The organism is Clostridium zhoujianii, assembly GCF_051590805.1.
Classification (GTDB): domain Bacteria; phylum Bacillota; class Clostridia; order Clostridiales; family Clostridiaceae; genus Clostridium.
Map to the genome: position 1 here is coordinate 1,029,208 of NZ_JBPUTF010000001.1, position 18,413 is coordinate 1,047,620.

The 18,413-nt window shown below is 30.2% G+C and carries 15 protein-coding genes; 11 read left to right on the plus strand and 4 right to left on the minus strand.

Annotation, left to right across the window (positions count from 1 at the left end):
• Positions 1-17 precede the first annotated feature (17 nt).
• A complete protein-coding gene (locus tag ACSYT2_RS04850; protein ID WP_430856053.1) occupies positions 18-281 on the minus strand; it encodes a DUF1294 domain-containing protein in 264 nt (87 codons plus the stop codon).
• A 172-nt stretch (positions 282-453) separates the two neighbouring features.
• On the opposite strand from ACSYT2_RS04850, the gene ACSYT2_RS04855 reads away from it, so the two are divergent.
• From ACSYT2_RS04855 to ACSYT2_RS04870, 4 genes are all read left to right on the plus strand, one after another.
• Positions 454-1,050 (plus strand): sugar O-acetyltransferase, encoded by a 597-nt coding sequence (locus ACSYT2_RS04855; protein WP_430856054.1) that lies wholly within the window; start codon positions 454-456, stop codon positions 1,048-1,050.
• A gap of 283 nt (positions 1,051-1,333) precedes the next feature.
• Positions 1,334-4,030, plus strand: coding sequence for a glycosyl hydrolase family 18 protein (locus ACSYT2_RS04860; protein WP_438383831.1), 2,697 nt, complete (start codon positions 1,334-1,336; stop codon positions 4,028-4,030).
• 224 nt (positions 4,031-4,254) lie between these two features.
• Positions 4,255-4,944, plus strand: a complete 690-nt coding sequence (gene gpmA / locus ACSYT2_RS04865) for a 2,3-diphosphoglycerate-dependent phosphoglycerate mutase (protein WP_430856056.1) — start codon at positions 4,255-4,257, stop codon at positions 4,942-4,944.
• 315 nt (positions 4,945-5,259) lie between these two features.
• A complete protein-coding gene (locus ACSYT2_RS04870) occupies positions 5,260-5,685 on the plus strand; it encodes an acetyl-CoA carboxylase biotin carboxyl carrier protein (RefSeq protein ID WP_438383832.1) in 426 nt (141 codons plus the stop codon).
• Positions 5,686-5,713: 28 nt separating this feature from the next.
• Here the strand turns inward: ACSYT2_RS04870 and ACSYT2_RS04875 are convergent, their stop codons facing one another.
• Both ACSYT2_RS04875 and ACSYT2_RS04880 read right to left on the minus strand, forming a co-directional pair.
• On the minus strand, positions 5,714-6,460 hold the full coding sequence (locus tag ACSYT2_RS04875; RefSeq protein WP_430856058.1) for a suppressor of fused domain protein: 747 nt from the start codon (positions 6,458-6,460) through the stop codon (positions 5,714-5,716).
• Positions 6,461-6,717: 257 nt separating this feature from the next.
• Positions 6,718-8,295, minus strand: coding sequence for a multicopper oxidase family protein (locus ACSYT2_RS04880; RefSeq protein WP_438383834.1), 1,578 nt, complete (start codon positions 8,293-8,295; stop codon positions 6,718-6,720).
• A 214-nt stretch (positions 8,296-8,509) separates the two neighbouring features.
• Here ACSYT2_RS04880 and ACSYT2_RS04885 point away from each other — a divergent pair, with 214 nt between their 5' ends.
• The 4 genes from ACSYT2_RS04885 (at position 8,510) to ACSYT2_RS04900 (ending at position 14,615) form a co-directional block, all read left to right on the plus strand.
• A complete protein-coding gene (locus tag ACSYT2_RS04885) occupies positions 8,510-9,556 on the plus strand; it encodes a 5'-3' exonuclease (RefSeq protein WP_438383835.1) in 1,047 nt (348 codons plus the stop codon).
• Between the two features lie 320 nt (positions 9,557-9,876).
• Positions 9,877-10,860: a CAP domain-containing protein gene (locus ACSYT2_RS04890; protein WP_430856061.1), complete on the plus strand. Its 984-nt coding sequence runs from the start codon at positions 9,877-9,879 to the stop codon at positions 10,858-10,860.
• A gap of 313 nt (positions 10,861-11,173) precedes the next feature.
• The gene (locus ACSYT2_RS04895) at positions 11,174-13,858 is read left to right on the plus strand and encodes a glycosyl hydrolase family 18 protein (RefSeq protein WP_438383836.1); all 2,685 of its coding nucleotides are present in this window, start codon (positions 11,174-11,176) and stop codon (positions 13,856-13,858) included.
• Positions 13,859-13,988: 130 nt separating this feature from the next.
• Positions 13,989-14,615: a DUF5105 domain-containing protein gene (locus tag ACSYT2_RS04900; RefSeq protein ID WP_438383837.1), complete on the plus strand. Its 627-nt coding sequence runs from the start codon at positions 13,989-13,991 to the stop codon at positions 14,613-14,615.
• A gap of 41 nt (positions 14,616-14,656) precedes the next feature.
• On the opposite strand, the gene ACSYT2_RS04905 is transcribed toward ACSYT2_RS04900, so the two are convergent.
• Positions 14,657-16,270, minus strand: a complete 1,614-nt coding sequence (locus ACSYT2_RS04905; protein ID WP_430856064.1) for a DEAD/DEAH box helicase — start codon at positions 16,268-16,270, stop codon at positions 14,657-14,659.
• A 218-nt stretch (positions 16,271-16,488) separates the two neighbouring features.
• Between ACSYT2_RS04905 and ACSYT2_RS04910 the strand changes: the two genes are divergently transcribed.
• From ACSYT2_RS04910 to ACSYT2_RS04920, 3 genes are all read left to right on the plus strand, one after another.
• Positions 16,489-17,157: a deoxynucleoside kinase gene (locus ACSYT2_RS04910; protein WP_430856065.1), complete on the plus strand. Its 669-nt coding sequence runs from the start codon at positions 16,489-16,491 to the stop codon at positions 17,155-17,157.
• A 172-nt stretch (positions 17,158-17,329) separates the two neighbouring features.
• A complete protein-coding gene (gene lepB, locus ACSYT2_RS04915; protein ID WP_430856066.1) occupies positions 17,330-17,827 on the plus strand; it encodes a signal peptidase I in 498 nt (165 codons plus the stop codon).
• Positions 17,828-17,971: 144 nt separating this feature from the next.
• A complete protein-coding gene (locus ACSYT2_RS04920; protein ID WP_438383840.1) occupies positions 17,972-18,316 on the plus strand; it encodes a hypothetical protein in 345 nt (114 codons plus the stop codon).
• The last annotated feature ends 97 nt before the right edge of the window (positions 18,317-18,413 follow it).

Below are 18,413 nucleotides of genomic sequence, written 5' to 3' on the forward strand. Positions count from 1 at the left end.
TAGCCTTTTTCTTATTATTAAAGAAATAAATAAATTATAGTAGAAATCTGAATTATAAGAATAATAGGTACTCCTATAGTAAACTTTTTATGCTTAGTTTTGTGCCTAAAGGATTGAATTCCTAATAGTATACCAATTGATCCACCAAATATTGAAAGGGTGATAAGAGTTGACTCCCTAATTCTCCATTTATTTCTTATTGCTCTTTTTTTATCAACAAACATAAATATGAAAGCAAATATATTAATAAAAATCAAATAAATTATAAAATATTTAGGCATATTTAGCTCCTTTAGATATGAATTTATATATTGATAATACCATAGTGGGACAAATTATAAAAAGAATAATATTAATTTTTTTCGGGAAAGGTTTACACTGATTAAATAAAGATATAAAATAGAGTTATAACATAAAGGATAAATTAGTAGACGAATAATGGGGGGAAGAATTATGACAGAATTAGAAAAAAAATATAATGGTGAATTATTTCACTCTGTCTGGGAAGATGTAGAAGAAGATATGACTAGAACAAGGGATATATTATTTGAATATAACGCAAAACATCCATCTGAAATTAAGCAAAATGATCCATTACTATTAAAACTATTTGGTAAAGTAGGTACATGCTTTATTTCTCAACCTTTTAAATGTGAGTATGGTCGCAATATAGAAATTGGAGACAGTTTTTTTGCGAATTTTGATTGTATGATGTTGGATTCAGGAAAAATAACAATTGGTAATCATGTTTGTTTTGGACCTAGGGTTACATTAATAACTGTAGGACATCCAGTAGACACAGAACTTAGGAATGAAGGTTATCAATATGCTTTTCCAATAAACATAGAAGATAATGTATGGATTGGTGCAGGAACAATTGTAAATCCAGGAGTTACAATTGGACATGATACTGTAATTGGATCAGGAAGTGTAGTAACTAAAGATATTCCATCAGGGGTAGTAGCAGTAGGAAATCCTTGCAGAGTTCTTAGACCGATTAATGAAGAAGATAAGAAGAGATATTTTAAAGATAGATACATAAAAGAATAGGCAGTAAGTAGAATAAGGTGTATTAAAATGATTAAGAATTGTTTTAATACACCTTATTTTTATAATGTAAATTATTATAGGTTTAATTTATTAGAACTAAATAATAATTATAAAATACGTAAACATACAAAATAACAATTGAATTAGAAAAGATTATAAAAAATATAGAAATATCAGTCTAAAATAAGGATATACTATCATAATTTTTGTTAAATTCTTTTACTAATTATGTAAAAGAAAGGGGTAAACTATTTATAGGATATTAATATAAGAGGGGGATAAAATGAAAATTATTAGAAAACGTTTATTATCAGCTTTAATTACAGCTACAGTCATTGCAACAAGTCTACCTACACTTTGCGTAAGTGCAGTAGAGTCGAAAGAGAATTTAAGCTCACAAATGAGTAGTGTACAAGCATCAGGAACTACAGAGACAGTTGAAAGAAAGGTAGTAGCATATTTCCCAGAGTGGGCTTATACAAAGGAGGCAAATGATTATTATACTGCTGATAGAATGCCCTGGGATAAGATCACCCATATAAATTATGCTTTCGCACATGTAGGAAAGGATAATAAAATTGGAATAAGTGATAAGGTAGCGGCCTTACAGGCAGAATTGCCAGGACAGACAAGTGACTTTCCTTATAAGGGTCATTTTAATGTATTAAACTCATATAAAAAGAAGTACCCAAATGTAAAGACTATGATTTCTATTGGCGGATGGGCAGAATCTTCAGGATTTTATACAATGTGTCAAACTCCAGAAGGAAGACAAACCTTTGCAAACTCTGTAGTTGATTTTTTAAAGGAATATGGCTTTGATGGGGCAGACATAGATTATGAATACCCAACATCAGTTAAGGAATCAGGAAATCCAATTGACTTTCCAGTAGCAGATCCTATGAGAGGGAGGCTATATAATGATTATTTAGAAATGATGAAAGTTCTAAGAGATACAATAGATGAGGCAAGTGTTAGAGACGGAAAGAAGTATCTTTTAACAGCTGCTATAACAGCTTCAGGTTGGGTATTAGCAGGAATGGGGAGAGGAGAGTACGTACAATACTTAGATTACTTAAACTTAATGAGCTATGATTATCACGGATCATGGGATGGGTATGTAGCACATAACTCGCCACTATATTCAGATCCAGAAGATCCGGCTACAACAGGTATGAAATATAATTATTTAAGCACTGATTGGTCAGTAAAGTATTTTTCAGGGTTGATGGATCCATCAAAAATTGTAGTTGGAATTCCTTATTATACAAGAGGCTGGGAAGGTGTTAAGCCTGGAAAACGTGAAGGAGGATTATATGGTAGTGCATGGAAGGGAAAAGTTGATGATTCAGAGGGAACAGGAGCGGTAGGAATAGATAATATTTGGCACGATAAACTTCCAGATGGAAGTGAAGAACCGGGTGGATCAAATCCTTTATGGCATGTAAAAAATCTTTTGGCAGATAAAAATCTTGGATATCAAAGATTTTGGGATGATAAATCAAAGGTACCTTATGTTTGGAATGAAAATAAAAAAGTTTTTTTGAGCTTTGAAGATGAACAATCAATGGGTGAAAAAATGGATTATATAGTTAATAATAATCTTGGTGGAGCAATGATTTGGGAAATTGATGGTGATTTCTCAAAAGATTCAACAGGTAAATATGTTATTGGTGACACATTAACAACAATAGCAAAGAATAAGTTAGATGCAGCAGGACCATTAAAGATAGAAGAAAAAACAAATACACTACCTCTTATTGATTTTGATATGGATATAGAAGAAGTATATGATCATCCATATGGAGAAGATAAGATTATCATAAATAATAAAAGTGGTGCTACAATAAATGCACCATGGAAATTGGAATTTGATGTACCTAACACAGTTAATATGGATGGGCTTTCATCAGGTGAGTTTACTATAAATCAAAAAAAACAAGGTAATAACATTCACTTCACTATTACATCAGCAGAAGGATGGGGAAAAGCATTAGGTACAGGTAAGACTACATTAGCAGAAGGACAAGTTACAATGAAGGTAGCATCTGCACCACAAAATATGGTTCTTAATGGGAAGGCATCTAAAACAGAGTGGGATAGGATAAATAGTGGGAAGGATAAGTTAATGCCTTCAGCAGTATTAACAAGTACAAATCATAGTAAGGATGGAAAATATGAGGTGACTGTAAAGGTTCCTGAAAATAGCAATGGGCAAACTGTTGAATTATATGAAGGTAATACAAAAATAAAGACAGAAAATATAAATTCAAGTGAAAAGACATTCAACTATCAGATGACAGGAAAACAGAGCGGTACCTATAACTATAAAGTGGTTATAAAGGGGAATGGGAAGGAGAGAACTTCAAGAATAGCATCTGTTTATGTTGGACCAGATATTGAAATAAAGGCTCCAACAGTTGTAACATCGACATCAAAGAGTTTAGATGGCAAGTATACTGTTACAGTTAATGTTCCTAGTGGAAGTAATGGAACAACTCTAGATTTTTATGAAAATGGAGCTTTAGTAAAGACTGAAGTAATAAATAATTCAATGAAAGATTTTACTTATAGTATGACAGGTAAGAAAACTGGTAGCTTTACTTATAGTGCTGTAATTAGGAATACGATATTTAGTAAAGAGTCTAATATTGCAACTGTAAAAGTAAAGATTGTTGATAACTATCCAGCATGGGATTCTGCAGTAGGTTATACTAAGCAAGGTGAGATTGTTATATACAATGGAAGGAAATATGAATTTATAGGATGGTGGTCTTCTAATGAGGCACCAGATAAAAATCCTAATAAGTGGAAGGATCTAGGAGTTGCTATTACAGATGATGGTTTATTAGATTTATCAATTGCAGCTGAAAAGTATAACATACAAAAGGGAGAAGCAGGCTATAGCATAGATTATGATTTAAATAAAGATAATATAATTGATATCTATGATATTGTGTTAATTTCAAAAGATATATAATGATAGTAAAACTCTACTTATTATTGGTAGAGTTTTATTATTTCAAAAGAGTAATTGAAAATAATTATCAATTGTGTTATTATAATAGTATAAATTAACTATATAACTAAAAATAATAATATATGGTATCAAATATAAAAAATCTAATATAAAGTATTAAAGCTACTTGTAAGCAGGGTAGTAAATAGATAGATATAATAATATATTTGGAAGGAGAGGTTTTAATGATTAAGTTAGTATTAATAAGACATGGAGAAAGTAAATGGAATTTAGAAAATAGATTTACTGGTTGGACTGACGTAGATTTATCTGAAAATGGATTAAAAGAAGCTAGACAAGCAGGGAAGATTTTAAAGGAAAATGGATTTATATTTGATGAAGCATATACTTCAGTTCTAAAAAGGGCTATAAGAACTTTATGGATTACACTTCATGAGATGGATTTAATGTGGATACCAGTAGAAAAGTCATGGAAGCTAAATGAAAGACATTATGGAGCATTACAAGGACTAAATAAAGATGAAACTGCAGAAAAGTATGGTGCAGAACAAGTTCATAAATGGAGAAGATATGTGGATGTTAAGCCACCGGAGTTGACTAAAGATGATCCAAGATATGCTGGACATGAAGCAAAATATAGTAGCTTAAATGAAAGTGAAATACCAGTTACAGAAAACTTAGCTGATACAGAGAAAAGAGTATTAGAGGAGTGGAATGAAAATATAGCACCAAAATTGAAAGCAGGTAAGAAAATTATAATTTCAGCACATGGTAATACTCTAAGAGCTTTAGTTAAGTACTTAGATAATATTTCAAGTGACGGTATAGCTAATTTAAATATACCAACAGGAACACCTTTAGTTTATGAATTAGATGAAGATCTAAAACCAATTAAGCATTATTATTTATCATAGGATGGTAAAATATCCATAGGTTAGACAATACAGGGTAGTATGGTAAAAAAAAAAGCTCAGTAGAAGTTTTTACTTTTACTGGGTTTTTTATATTTTTAAATTGAATTTTTAATAGATGTATATTAGTAGAATAATAAAGTGTAAAGTTAATAAAAATATATTAACTCGGAGTGAAGGTTATGCTAAAATATATAAAAAAATACATTAATTGATAATTAATACAATATATGTTAAACTTATAGTATGAATATAAAGAGTTAAATATATAAGGAGAATAGAGTTGTTTAATTACAATGTTTAATAGTGAGATTTAGTATGAGAGTAGAGAGTGTTGTAGAAATAATCAATGAATTTAATAGTACAGATATTAATTATTTAGAATTTAAAAGTAAAGATACCACGATTATTATGAAGAAATCTACTGAAGATGAGGGTGTGAAGCTAAGGAATATGGCAATGAAAGAAGTCGCAGGAACTATATGTAAAGATGAAGAGTATGTAGAGGTGACTTCAAAATATGTATCATTGATAGAGATAGTTAATCCATTTAATCAGGAGCCTTTTGTAAATTTAAATGATAATGTTAAAAAGGGATCTATATTGGGAATAATCAAATATTTAAATGTAGAAATAGAATTAGTATCTCCAGTTGATGGGGTAATGAAAGAAATATGTATAAGAAATAATGAATTTGTAGAGTATGGTCAAGAACTATTTATAATTAAAGAAAATGTTCAATAAGAAAAGCTATGGATAGCCACAGCTTTTCTTACCTATAAAATATACTAAATAATCCCTTTTTCTTATTACATGTATTCAATCTATTTAAATTAATAACCTCATTAATATTCTTAGATATAAATTTATTAAATAGTGGTTCAGAACCATTATCAATCTTAAAATTAATTTCTTCTTTATATAATGGAACTAAGGAATGGAGTTTTATAGTTTTATTTTTATTGATAAAAATTTTACTGAATTCTGGATCTAAAGTGAAATTTGGAAAAAGTATAACTCCAGAAAATGAGTTGTTATATAAGTTAAGTTCTTCATCAGACTCATTATCAATTGTATGGCATGGTCCAAGCCAACTTTTATTTTTAAAAGGATATCTAGCAATATCTTTAAGTAATTGTATAGGCCAATAATTTTTAATGTCTTTAAGGTCTTCTTCACCAATCTTCCAATTAGCAGGTAAGGTTATTACAAGTTCAGCATATTTATCTTCTTTAGTATTTGCAGGAATGTTCATAGGTATGGAACTCATACCTGCGGTAACAAAGGTATAATAAGGTCTTTCTTTTGTAGGCATAAAATATATTATGTCCAAATGCATGATTTCTGAGATATGTTCGTGGTATACTCCCCCAACTTTCCCAAGGTATTTCTCTAAATGATTTTCTATAAGATTATATTCAACATTGGAAAGCAGCGTTGGTATGGGGTTGTTTTTATTAAATTTGAATGTAGGATGTCCATCCTCTAAATACATTGAATATTTTAAAGTTGTTTCCATATGCTCTCCCCCTTAAGCACTAGCATTAGTATATATCAATAATAATTATACCAAATATGGAAATAAATACAAAGTATTTATTGATATTGTTATGAATTAATAAGATAAACATTATTTTAAAGTAGTATTGGAATTGAGATATAAAAGTAATAGAAAAAGATGTAAAAAAGTAAAGTATGAGATAAATATCAGTAATGAAAATAGGAGGTAGTTTACCTCCTATTTTTAGGTGGTCAGGAGATCATATAGGTGAAGTTTTATTCTAAAACTCTAAGAGGTCTCATCATATCATAATCTTCATGTTCAAGGATATGACAATGCCATACAAAGTCTCCAGGATAATCCTTAAATTGCATTATTATTCTTGTGATTTTACCAGGCTCAGCTCTAACTGTATCTTTGAAACCTCTTTCGAAATCTAAAGGTTCTTCAGGATTACCAGTAAATTTAATTTTACCTGTTTCCTCATAGTAAGGAACATCGAAGGGAGTTCTACATACTATTTTAAATTGAACTAAATGAACATGAATAGGATGAGCTCTGGTGAATGGATTAATTATATCCCACATTTCGATAGAATTTAGTTGTACTATCTCTGTTACAGGATCAGTCCACATCTTATTATTTAGCAAAAACATTGGCCTATTATATTCATCTGTATGTCTTGTTAAAACTAAAGGTCTAATTTTAGAAGCTAAATTTTGGTTTATTCTTTTATTAGGATCTAATATATTAGGAATGCAGCTGTTATCCAAAGATTTTAAAGTTTTCTCAACTTTAAATTTCATAACCATAGAAGTATTTTCATCAGCATTACTATCGCTATTTAATAAAATTATTTCTTTACCCTTTGACTTGGAAAAGTCTATTATTAAATCTATTCTTTCAGCAGGTTCTAAAATAAATGATTTTAATTTCTTTGTAAAATCTAATAATCCACCATCAGTACCAATTTGATAAAAAGTATCTTCATTTGATAAATTTAAAGTATATGCACTAGTGTTAGATGCGTTTAGTATTTTAAATCTGTATTTACGTGGTTCAACATTAAGATATGGCCAAACTTTACCATTTACTAATATTGTATTTCCAGCAAAGCCTGGTATTATTGATGGATATACTGTAACAGCAGGAGCCTTTGGATCAGGTTCAGGGCCTGCTGGATAGAATAAAGAACCATCTTCATTAAAAGATTTATCTTGAATTATAAGAGGAATTTCATATTTACCTTTTGGAAGATTTAATTTAGATTCTATAGAATCTCTAATAATATATAAACCAGCAAGACCAGCATATACGTTAAGTCTTGTTAAGCTAATAGCATGGTCATGATACCAAAGAGTAGTGCTAGGTTGGTTGTTTGGATACTCATACACTTCCCTAGTAAAAGCATGACCAGTGACAGAATAATTTTTTGTAAACCAGGCATCTGGATTACCATCACTATCAGGTTTAACATTAGCACCATGTAAGTGGACTACAGTTCTTACCTGAGGATTATGAGCTACTCCATGAAGAGTGGTGTCTACTGGTAGAATATGCTTACATGGCAAACAGTTTGCCCATTGTACCTGTATAGGATTATTTTTAAATACTTCTATAGTTGGACCAGGATACATTCCATCATATCCCCAAACTTTTGTTTCAGGGAAACAGCAATGAAACTTATGGTAAACTTCTTCCATTGTGATATAATAAAAATCTTTATTTTCTGAACCCCTTGAAGGAATAATTGGTGTTGCAACCTCTGGTATTTGAAGATGATCTACAAACTTTGGAATAGTATTAGGATCTGATGGGTTTATTATAGGTGGACAATATTTATCTTCATTCATAATAATCACTTCCTTGAATTATTCACATTTACGTAATAATAATATATGTAGAATATAGATTCATGGTGAATTAAAAAATAGAGAAAGTACAATAAGATTCACTATGAAAAAAGGTAATTTACCAATAAGTAAATAAAGTTTTAAAATACTATATACAATTAATAAAAAATGAAGTTAAATAATATAGAACAATAGAAAACAATTGGAGGATCATATGAAGAGTTTATTATTAATTGATGGAAGTTCAATGCTTACTACAGCGTATTTTGGGACTATGCCATCAGCATATTATAAAGCAAGAACAAGGGAAGAAAAAGAAGTGATTTTTGAGAAGTTATTACAAACATCCTCAGGTAAATATGTAAATGCAGTTTATCCTATGATGAAAACAATAGTTTCAATATTAAAGGAACAGCAACCAAGTCACATATTAGTAGCCTGGGATTTAACACGAAATACCTTTAGAAAAGAATTATATTCTGATTATAAAGGGACACGATCAGAAACGGACAAGCCATTGAAGGAACAATTTGCTACTATGCAAGAATTATTAGCTGAATTAAAGATACCTCAAGCTAGTAGTTTAGAATTTGAAGCAGATGATTATTTAGGAAGCTATGCGGCAAAGTTTCAAGATGAAATACTTGTTAATATAATGACTAAGGATAGGGATTCCCTTCAGTTATGTGATAGAAATACGAGAGTTTGGTTAGTTACAGGTAAAGCTGATGATCTTAATGAAAAGTATGGAATAGATAGATCAATATTTAATACACCTAAAAATGTGTTTGAATATACACCTATATATATTAAAGAAGAATATAGCCTTACGCCTGCACAACTTGTTGATTTAAAGGCATTAGTTGGTGATACATCTGATAACATTCCAGGGGTAAAAGGAGTTGGAGAGAAGTCAGGAATACCTTTAATAAAGGAATATGGAACAATAGAGAATCTTTATGAGAATATAAAAGGTTTAGATAAGAAAGAGGAAAAAGAATTAAAGTTATTTTGGAAAGAAGCATTAGGTATTGCAAAATCACCATTGAATTATCTGCTAAAAGAACCAACAGAAGAGGGTGAGATTCTAGGAGAAGCTTCAGCAATTTTAAGTAAAAAGCTTGGAGAAATTAGATTAGATGCACCAATTGAGCATAAATTAGAAGATTTAGAATACAAATTTGAAGAAAATAAAAAAATAATGTCCAAGATATTTGAGGAATATGAATTTAAATCTTTAATTAAGAATTATCTAAAGTAATAGAGTTTGAGGATTTTTATTACTAAAATGAATAAAAATATTAAATAAAGTAGGTGGAAATTTACACCTAGGAATAAAATGTAAAACCTTTTCTATCCCTGTCATAAAGGGAAAGTAACTTAAGTTATAATTAACATGTAAAGATTTCATATCCATTTAAAAAAGAAAAATGAAGTAAAAGTAATAATTTTCAGAAAAATAATGAATGAAATATGTTATAACTGTATCTGAGGCCACTAGTGAAAAGTAAAAAGTACTTTAACTAATAAGATATTGGACTTAAGTAATTAAGTTCAAAAAAATAAAAAGGAGTGGTACAGATGAAAAAGAAACTAATTGCCCTATTAGTATCAATAACATTATTAGGAGGGGTAGGAACAACAGCATTTGCTTCAATAGATAAGAATACAAATATAGAAAGTATAAATCTACTTGTATCTAATAAAAATGGAGACAACCTTACTGAGAATGTAGAAAAATCAGAAGAAGTAAAAGTTAGTGAAGATTCTAATGAGAAGGAAGAGTTATCTATTAAGAAACAAGGATTCTTTGGATATATTTGGTTTAAGATAAAAAAAATATTTATTAGTATTAATGATTTTTTCAAAGATATAATTGGAGGAAATAAGACAGAGATTGAAGAAGGTAATAGTGGAGAGAATCCAGATGAGGATATAATTCAGCCAGATAATAATACTTCAGGAAATGATGAGGACAAGCCATTAGAGGATTCAAAAGATAAGGTTGAGGTTCCAGGGAATGCAGGTGATAGCAAAGAAGAGATAGAAACTCCACCTACACAGGTAGCTCCGCCATCAGTTGAAAAACCGCCTGTAGTAGAGACTCCACAAGTTACACCTCCTACAGTAAACAAACCACAAGTACCAACATCTAATGAAAAATTTATGGCAGAAGTAGAAAGAATGATTTTCGAAAAGGTAAATGCTGAAAGAGCTAAGGCTGGAGCTGCAGCATTATCATATAATTCTACTATGGAAAAGTATGCAAGAATTAAATCTCAAGATATGGGAGATAGAGGATACTTTGACCATAATGACCCAGAGGGTAACCTTATTACAGTTCAGATGAAAAATGATGGGGTAAGTTACAGTGCATGGGGAGAAAATATAGCCTATATAGGTGGTGTATCTGATGCTAATGCTTTAGCTAACCAATTTATGACTAACTGGATGAATTCATCAGGCCATAGAAAAAATATCTTATCAACTAACTTCACTGGAATTGGAGTAGGTGTTTATAAGATAGGTAATAAAGTTTATGCAACCCAAGAATTTTTCAGATAGACTATCTATAATATAATATTCTAGTTTTAAGTTACAATAAAACTATTTTTAGTAGCACAACCTTTAAGTTGTGCTACTATTTTTTATAGTATATTTAACCAAAATTATTATTTTAATATCTTCTATAGGGAATGAAAATATACAATTCCCCTTAAGGATACAAGTATTTCATTATTGGGATTTCAAATAGAGAAGATTGTAAATGAAAGTCTAATAATAAAATGAAATGTAGGAATAATTGTTACGAAAGTTTTATTCTTTCAAATCTATAGGAGTAAAATAAACTTAGTAATGTTAGAAAGAGGGGGATAAAATGAAAAGTTTAAGAAAAGGTTTAATATCACTTATAGCAATGGTTACAGTAGGTGCAACATTGATACCAGTATCTTTAGTAAATGCAAAGGGGATAGAAGAAAAAAGTGTACAAGCTACTTCGGGATCTATGACAGAAACAGTTGAAAGAAAGGTTGTAGCCTATTTTCCAGAATGGGCATATAACAAACCTGCAAATGATAATTATACAGCAGATAGAATGCCGTGGGATAAAATGACTCATATAAATTATGCATTTGCTCATATAGACAAGGATAATAAGATTGCAATAGGAGATAAAGTAGCAGCCTTAGAAGCTGAGTTACCAGGACAAACTAAGGATTTTCCATATAAGGGGCATTTTAATGTTTTAAACTCATACAAAAAGAAGTATCCAAATGTAAAGACGATGATATCAATAGGAGGATGGGCTGAATCATCAGGATTTTATACAATGTGTCAAACAGCAGCAGGAAGACAAACCTTTGCTGATTCAGTAGTAAAATTTTTAAGGGATTATGGCTTTGATGGTGCAGATATAGATTATGAATATCCTACATCAGTTGGAGAAGCAGGAAATCCTATTGATTTTCCAGTAGCCGAACCAATAAGAGCTAGATTATATAATGATTATCTTGAAATGATGAAGGTATTAAGAAAGACAATAGATGAAGCATCAGATAAAGATGGAAAGAAGTATTTATTAACAGCAGCTGTTACGGCATCAGGTTGGGTACTTGGTGGAATGGGAAGAGGAGAATATGTAGATTATTTAGATTTTATAAATTTGATGTCCTATGATTATCACGGAGCATGGGATGGATATGTAGCACACAATTCACCACTTTATTCAGATAATAGAGATCCTGCAACTAAGCCACTTGGATATGATTATTTAAGTACAGATTGGTCAGTAAGATATTTTTCTGGCATTTGTGATCCTTCAAAAATTGTTGTAGGTGTACCATATTATACAAGAGGTTGGGAGAAGGTTACCCCTTCAAGCTATCCAGGAGGGTTGTATGGTAGCGCATGGCAAGGAAAAATTGATGAATCAGAGGGGTGGGGTGCAACAGGAATAGATAATGTATGGCACGATAAACTTCCAGATGGTTCAGAAGAACCAGGTGGTTCAAATCCTTTATGGCATGTTAAAAATCTATTAGCAGATAAAGCCCTAGGTTATGAAAGATTCTGGGATGATGTATCAAAGGTACCATATGTTTGGAATGAGAAGAAAAAGGTATGGCTAAGCTTTGAAGATGAACAATCTATGGGTGAAAAGATGGATTATATCGTCAATAAGAATCTTGGTGGTGTTATGATTTGGGAGATAGATGGTGACTATACTAAAGATAGTACAGGTAAATATGTTATAGGTGATGATTTAACAACAATTGCAAAAAATAAGTTAGATGCAGCAGGGCCATTAAAGGTAGAGCATAAAGAAAATACTTTGCCACTTATGGATTTTGATGTTCAGTTTACAGAAAACTTTGATCATCCTAATAATGAATACACAATAAGTTTAATTAATAATACAGGTAAAACTATTACAAATGATTGGGTATTTGAGTTTGATTTACCTAATTGTGTAAATTTTAGAACTGAGCCTTGGGCAAATGGAGCTACTGTTAAGAGAGAAGTTAGAGGGGACTTTATTCACTTTACAATTACAGGTGGTATATGGTCTAATCTTGCAACAGGTAAAAATGATTTAATCATGGGAACAATGACGTTAAGACCATCAAAAGGACCTCAAAACTTAAAGCTAAATGGATATGCGTCAAAGGCTGAGGTAGAGCGAAATAAGGTAGTAGTAAACCTAAAGGCACCTTTAGTATCAGCTAGTACAGTAGATAGTAGAGATGGTAATTATTCAGTAATAGTAGACGTTCCTGCAAACAGTAAGGGTAATGTTGTTAAATTATATGAAGGGAATACTCTAGTAAAGACAGTAAGTATTGATAATACAGCAAAAAGAATTACACATGATGTTAAGGGTAAAGCTAATGGTGACTATAACTATAGAGCTGTTATTACGGATGGACAGTATGAGATAGAATCAAACAGTATATCTGTATATGTAGGACCAAAGATAGATGTAAGGGCACCAGGAGTAAATACCTCCACAGCAGGTAGTACAACTGGTAGTTATAAAGTAACAGTAGATGTACCATCAAATAGTAATGGAACTTCTTTAGATGTATATGAAAATGATGTAAAAATAAAGACAGAAACAATAACAAATGCTGCAAAGACATTCACTTATGACATTACAGGTAAAAAGAATGGAATTTATAAATACAAGGCTGTAATCAATAAGGGGGCAATAGCCGCAACATCAAATATTGCATCTGTTAAGGTGAGTATTGTAGAGGTCTACTCAAATTATAGTAACTCTACAATTTATAAAAAAGGAGATATAGTAATATTTAACGGAAAGAAGTATCAATGTACCTATGATGGAATAAGCAATATGGCACCAAACGTATGGACTCAATTTTGGACAGACTTAGGAAAGGTCGAAGAACCAGGACCACCTTCTGATTTATTAGATCTAGCTATTGTGGCTGAAAAATATAATTTGCAAAAAGGCGAATATGGATTTAATGAGGAGTATGATTTAAATAAAGATAATATAATTGATATTTATGATATAGTGGCTATTTCAAGAAAATTATAGAATATTTTAAAATAAAAAGAACTTCCATAATGGGAGTTCTTTTTATTTATGAAATATCTAATCACAGGAGTAAAGAGAGATGAATAATATGACTATTGTATTAACAAGTATAATTTTAAGGAGAGACTATATGAAGAAAATTTTAAAGAGAATAATGACTATGGGGTTAATAGCAATATTATCACTTGTTATTATTTCTTGTGAGAAGAAGAGTGAGATAACGCCCGAGGAAAGTTTAAACATATATATGGGAATTTTAATAAGTGAGAATAAAGAGGGAATCGAAAAAATAGGGTTAAGTGATGCAGAGTTTTTTTCTATAATAAGCCTTAGGAACGAAGGCTTTAAAATGGGTGTTGCAAGTGATCCAGCCATAAAGAAAAGTTTAGATGATAAGTTAACTGAAGATTTACTTACTTCAGTTACTACAGCTATGAAAAAAGTGGAGTTTAATGCAGTTTCATCTGAGATTAATGGTGATAATGCTATTGTTAATGTAGAGGTAAGGGGATTGGATTTCGAAAAGATAATGGATGATACAATTGAGGATATGACAAAGGATATCACAAAGTATTCTGGCATGAGTGAAGATGAAATAAATAGAGAGGTAATGAAGACTTTTATAATATATATAGGAAAAGCTGAGATTAAGAATGAGAAGAAAACAGTTATAATAAATATGAAGAAGGACAAAAAGGGAGAATGGCAAATAGGAAAGGAAGAAGTTGAAACTTTAATAAAATCTATTATGGAATAAAAAAACAACTCCTGAAAATGGAGTTGTTTCTTTATAAGAGATTATCTTCTCTTTGTAGCAACCTCTACATTAACTCTTCTCTTGTTAATCTTATGACCAGTACAAGCTTGAAGAACTTTTTCAGAGATATCACTATCTACTGTTACGAATGAGAAACTTTCAAGAATATCAATTCTATTAACTTTCTTACCATTAATATCAGCTTTTTCAGTTATGAACTTTACTAAAGTTTTAGGAGTTAAGTTATCTCTCTTTCCGATAGAGAAGAATAATCTAACATCATTACCGTTACCACGGCCACCACCATATGATGAGCTAGTAGTTGTAGCTCTTGGAGATTCCATAGTATCGTTTGTATAGTCGAAACTCATTTCCTTATCAAATTGCATCTTCATTAAAGCTGCAACAACATCAGTTGGGTTGAATTTATTACATAAATCATTAGCAATTGATGTATACTTTTCAAATTTATTTTCAGTAAGAACCTTTTCGATTTCTTCAGTTCTTGCAGCAGCTTTAGCCTCTAATATTTGAGCAACAGTAGGGATTGGCATTTTTTGAATATCTCCCTTAGTTACTGTTCTTATTTGTCTAAGCATTGAGTTTTCTCTTGGAGTAATAAATGAGTAAGCAGTACCTTCTCTATTAGCTCTTCCAGTTCTACCAATTCTATGAACATAACTTTCTACGTCTTGAGTTAAGTCATAGTTAATAACGTGAGTTATACCATCAACATCAATTCCTCTAGCAGCAACATCAGTAGCAACTAAGAAGCTTAATGAACCTTCCTTAAATCTCTTTAAAGTTTTCATTCTATGAAGTTGTGACATATCACCATGCATACCTTCAACAACATAATTTTTAGCTTGAAGACCTTCTACTAGATCATCAACACCTTTCTTCGTTTTACAGAAGATGATTGCAGCATTTGGAGTATCGTAATCTAATACTCTACAAAGTGCTTCAAATTTATTTCTTTGATTAACTTCGAAGAATCCTTGAGTAATCTTAGAAACTGTCATTGCAACCTTTTTAATATTTACGATTTTATAGTCTTTCTTTAGATAATTTCTAGCTAATTTTTGTATTGCAGCGGGCATTGTAGCTGAGAAAAGTAGAGTTTGTCTATCAGATGGGACTTCTTTAAGAATAGTTTCTATATCTTCAATGAATCCCATATTAAGCATTTCATCAGCTTCATCAAGTACTAAACATTGTACATGAGAAAGAGGTAATACTTTTCTGTTTATTAGATCTAGAACTCTACCAGGAGTACCAACAACTACATCTACTCCTCTTCTTAATTCTCTAATTTGTTTTTGAATTGAATCTCCACCATATATAGGTAGAACGTTAATTTTTTCGTATTTTGAAAGCTTATTTAATTCTTCATATATTTGAATAGCAAGCTCTCTAGTAGGCGTTAATATTATAGACGCAATGTTGTCACCTTTAACAATGTTGTTTAATAGAGAGCAACCAAAAGCGGCCGTTTTACCTGTACCAGTTTGCGCTTGACCGATTATATCGTTACCTTCTATTGCAAGAGGAATTGCTTCTGCTTGGATTTGAGATGGATACTCATATCCTAAGTCCTCTATAGCTCTTAATATCGTTTCTTTTAAATTTAAATCCTTGAATGTAATTTTTTCCATGTAATGTTCCCTTCGTTTTGAAATTTGCTTTTAATTATCTACTAAAAATCATTTGTTGAGTTTTTTTATAACGTAAATATTCGCACTAACTTATTAAGTATATCTTATTTTGATGAAAATTGCAAAGAGTTTTCATTAGCAAATCTTACACTTGACTAAAAAGGACTATGTTTGTATCCTTATGTATGTACTAAAGATAAAGTAAGGATAGGTGAGTCATGTTGATAGTTGTTGGAGGTATGATTGGTCTAGGTAAAAGCTCAGTAGCAAAGGCTTTAGGTGAACATTTTAACTCAGAAGTATTTTACGAAAGTGTGGATGATAATCCAATTTTACCCCTATTTTATAGTGAAAGTGAAGAAGAGATTCAAAAGAATAGATACCCGTTTCTTTTACAACTTTATTTTTTAAATACTAGATTTAAAAGTATTAAAGAGGCTTTATATCATCAAAATAATGTTTTAGATAGATCAATCTATGAGGATTGGTATTTTGCAAAGAAGAATATGGAACTAGGTAGAATTTCTGAATTGGAAATGTCTATATATGAAAATCTTTTGGATAACATGATGGAAGAGTTAGAAACTTTACCAAAGAAAGCACCAGATTTAATGGTATATTTAAAAGGTTCCTTTGAAACAGTAATCAACAGAATTAACTTAAGAGGAAGAGAATTTGAAATTGATGATTCATTACTAGAGTATTATAGATTCCTTTGGAAAGACTATGATAATTGGGTACAGAATCACTATAAAGCTTCACAAGTGCTTATTATAGATATGGATAAAATGGATATAGTAAATAATGAAGAAGATAAAAAAGAACTTATAAGATTAGTTACAGAAGCAGTATCTAATAGAGATGCAGTATATGGAATTGCTGATTAATATTTGTGATAGCTCAATCTAAATAAATGTTTTATTTAGATTGAGCTATTTTTATACAAATAATAGGTAAGTATTATATATATATTAACAAAGAATATAAATCTGTTGAGTTAATGGTAAAAATTGTTATATAATATAGGTATAAATTAAGGTTTAGTTACGGAGTGATTTAATGAAAAAGTTCATAAAAGAGTGGGGAGGAAGTATACTACTATGTTTAAGTATTATATTCATTAAAGTTGCAGTTTTTGACGTGGCAGAAGTTAGTGGTGTATCAATGAATCCAACTTTACAAGATGAAGATAAACTTATAATAGAGAAGGTAACTAGATATGGAAATATCTATAATAGAGGAGATATTGTTATTCTAGAGAGTCATAGAGAAAATAAAGAAACTGGTGAAGGTAAGTATTGGATTAAAAGAATAATGGCCCTTCCGGGTGAAACTATTGAATGTAAAAATAATAAGTTATATATAAATGATGAGGAATTTAAAGAAAGTTATATTCCAGAGGGTACATTTACTACAGACATATCAAGAATAGAAGTACCAGAAGGAAAAATGTATGTTTTAGGAGATAATAGAACAAGAAGTGGTGATAGTAGGGAAATAGGATTTGTTGACTATAAAGATATATATGGGAAATATATATATAACTTAAATAAATAAAGGGTTTTATTAGAAGCAGAGGATGCCTAAGTGTATCCTTTTTTTTCTTATATTCCTAAATCAATTAATGCAATATATTTAAATAAAGGAATTTTTAATATATAATAAATGAATAATTATATATTAAAAGAGAGAGGTATAAAAATGACATTAGAATCTACATATGAAGAATTTAAAGGGTTGAATAGTGAATATATTTCATTTATAGAAGAATTATTAGAAAGTAACTTTACAAATTATAGTGAAGAAGAGATTGTTGAAAAACTTACAAATGGTAAAATAGTTTTTGAAACTCTAAAAGTAAAAAGTGATAATATAGAGATTGAAGATAAGGATAAAGAAAATCTTATGGATCTTAAATACTTAATAATAGATGGATTATTCTTAGCAATAGATTTATTAAATTTTTATAAACTTAAAGAAATGGAAAGATTTAAGATGAGAATAGTAAATTATGTTAGAAAAAAAAGAGTTACAGAGAGAATGTAACTGTTGTTTTAATATTGAATATAGAGTAGTTAATAAGAAGAGGATATAGGTAGAAAGTTTGCAGCTCATATGATTGTAAATTAATACCTATGTCCTC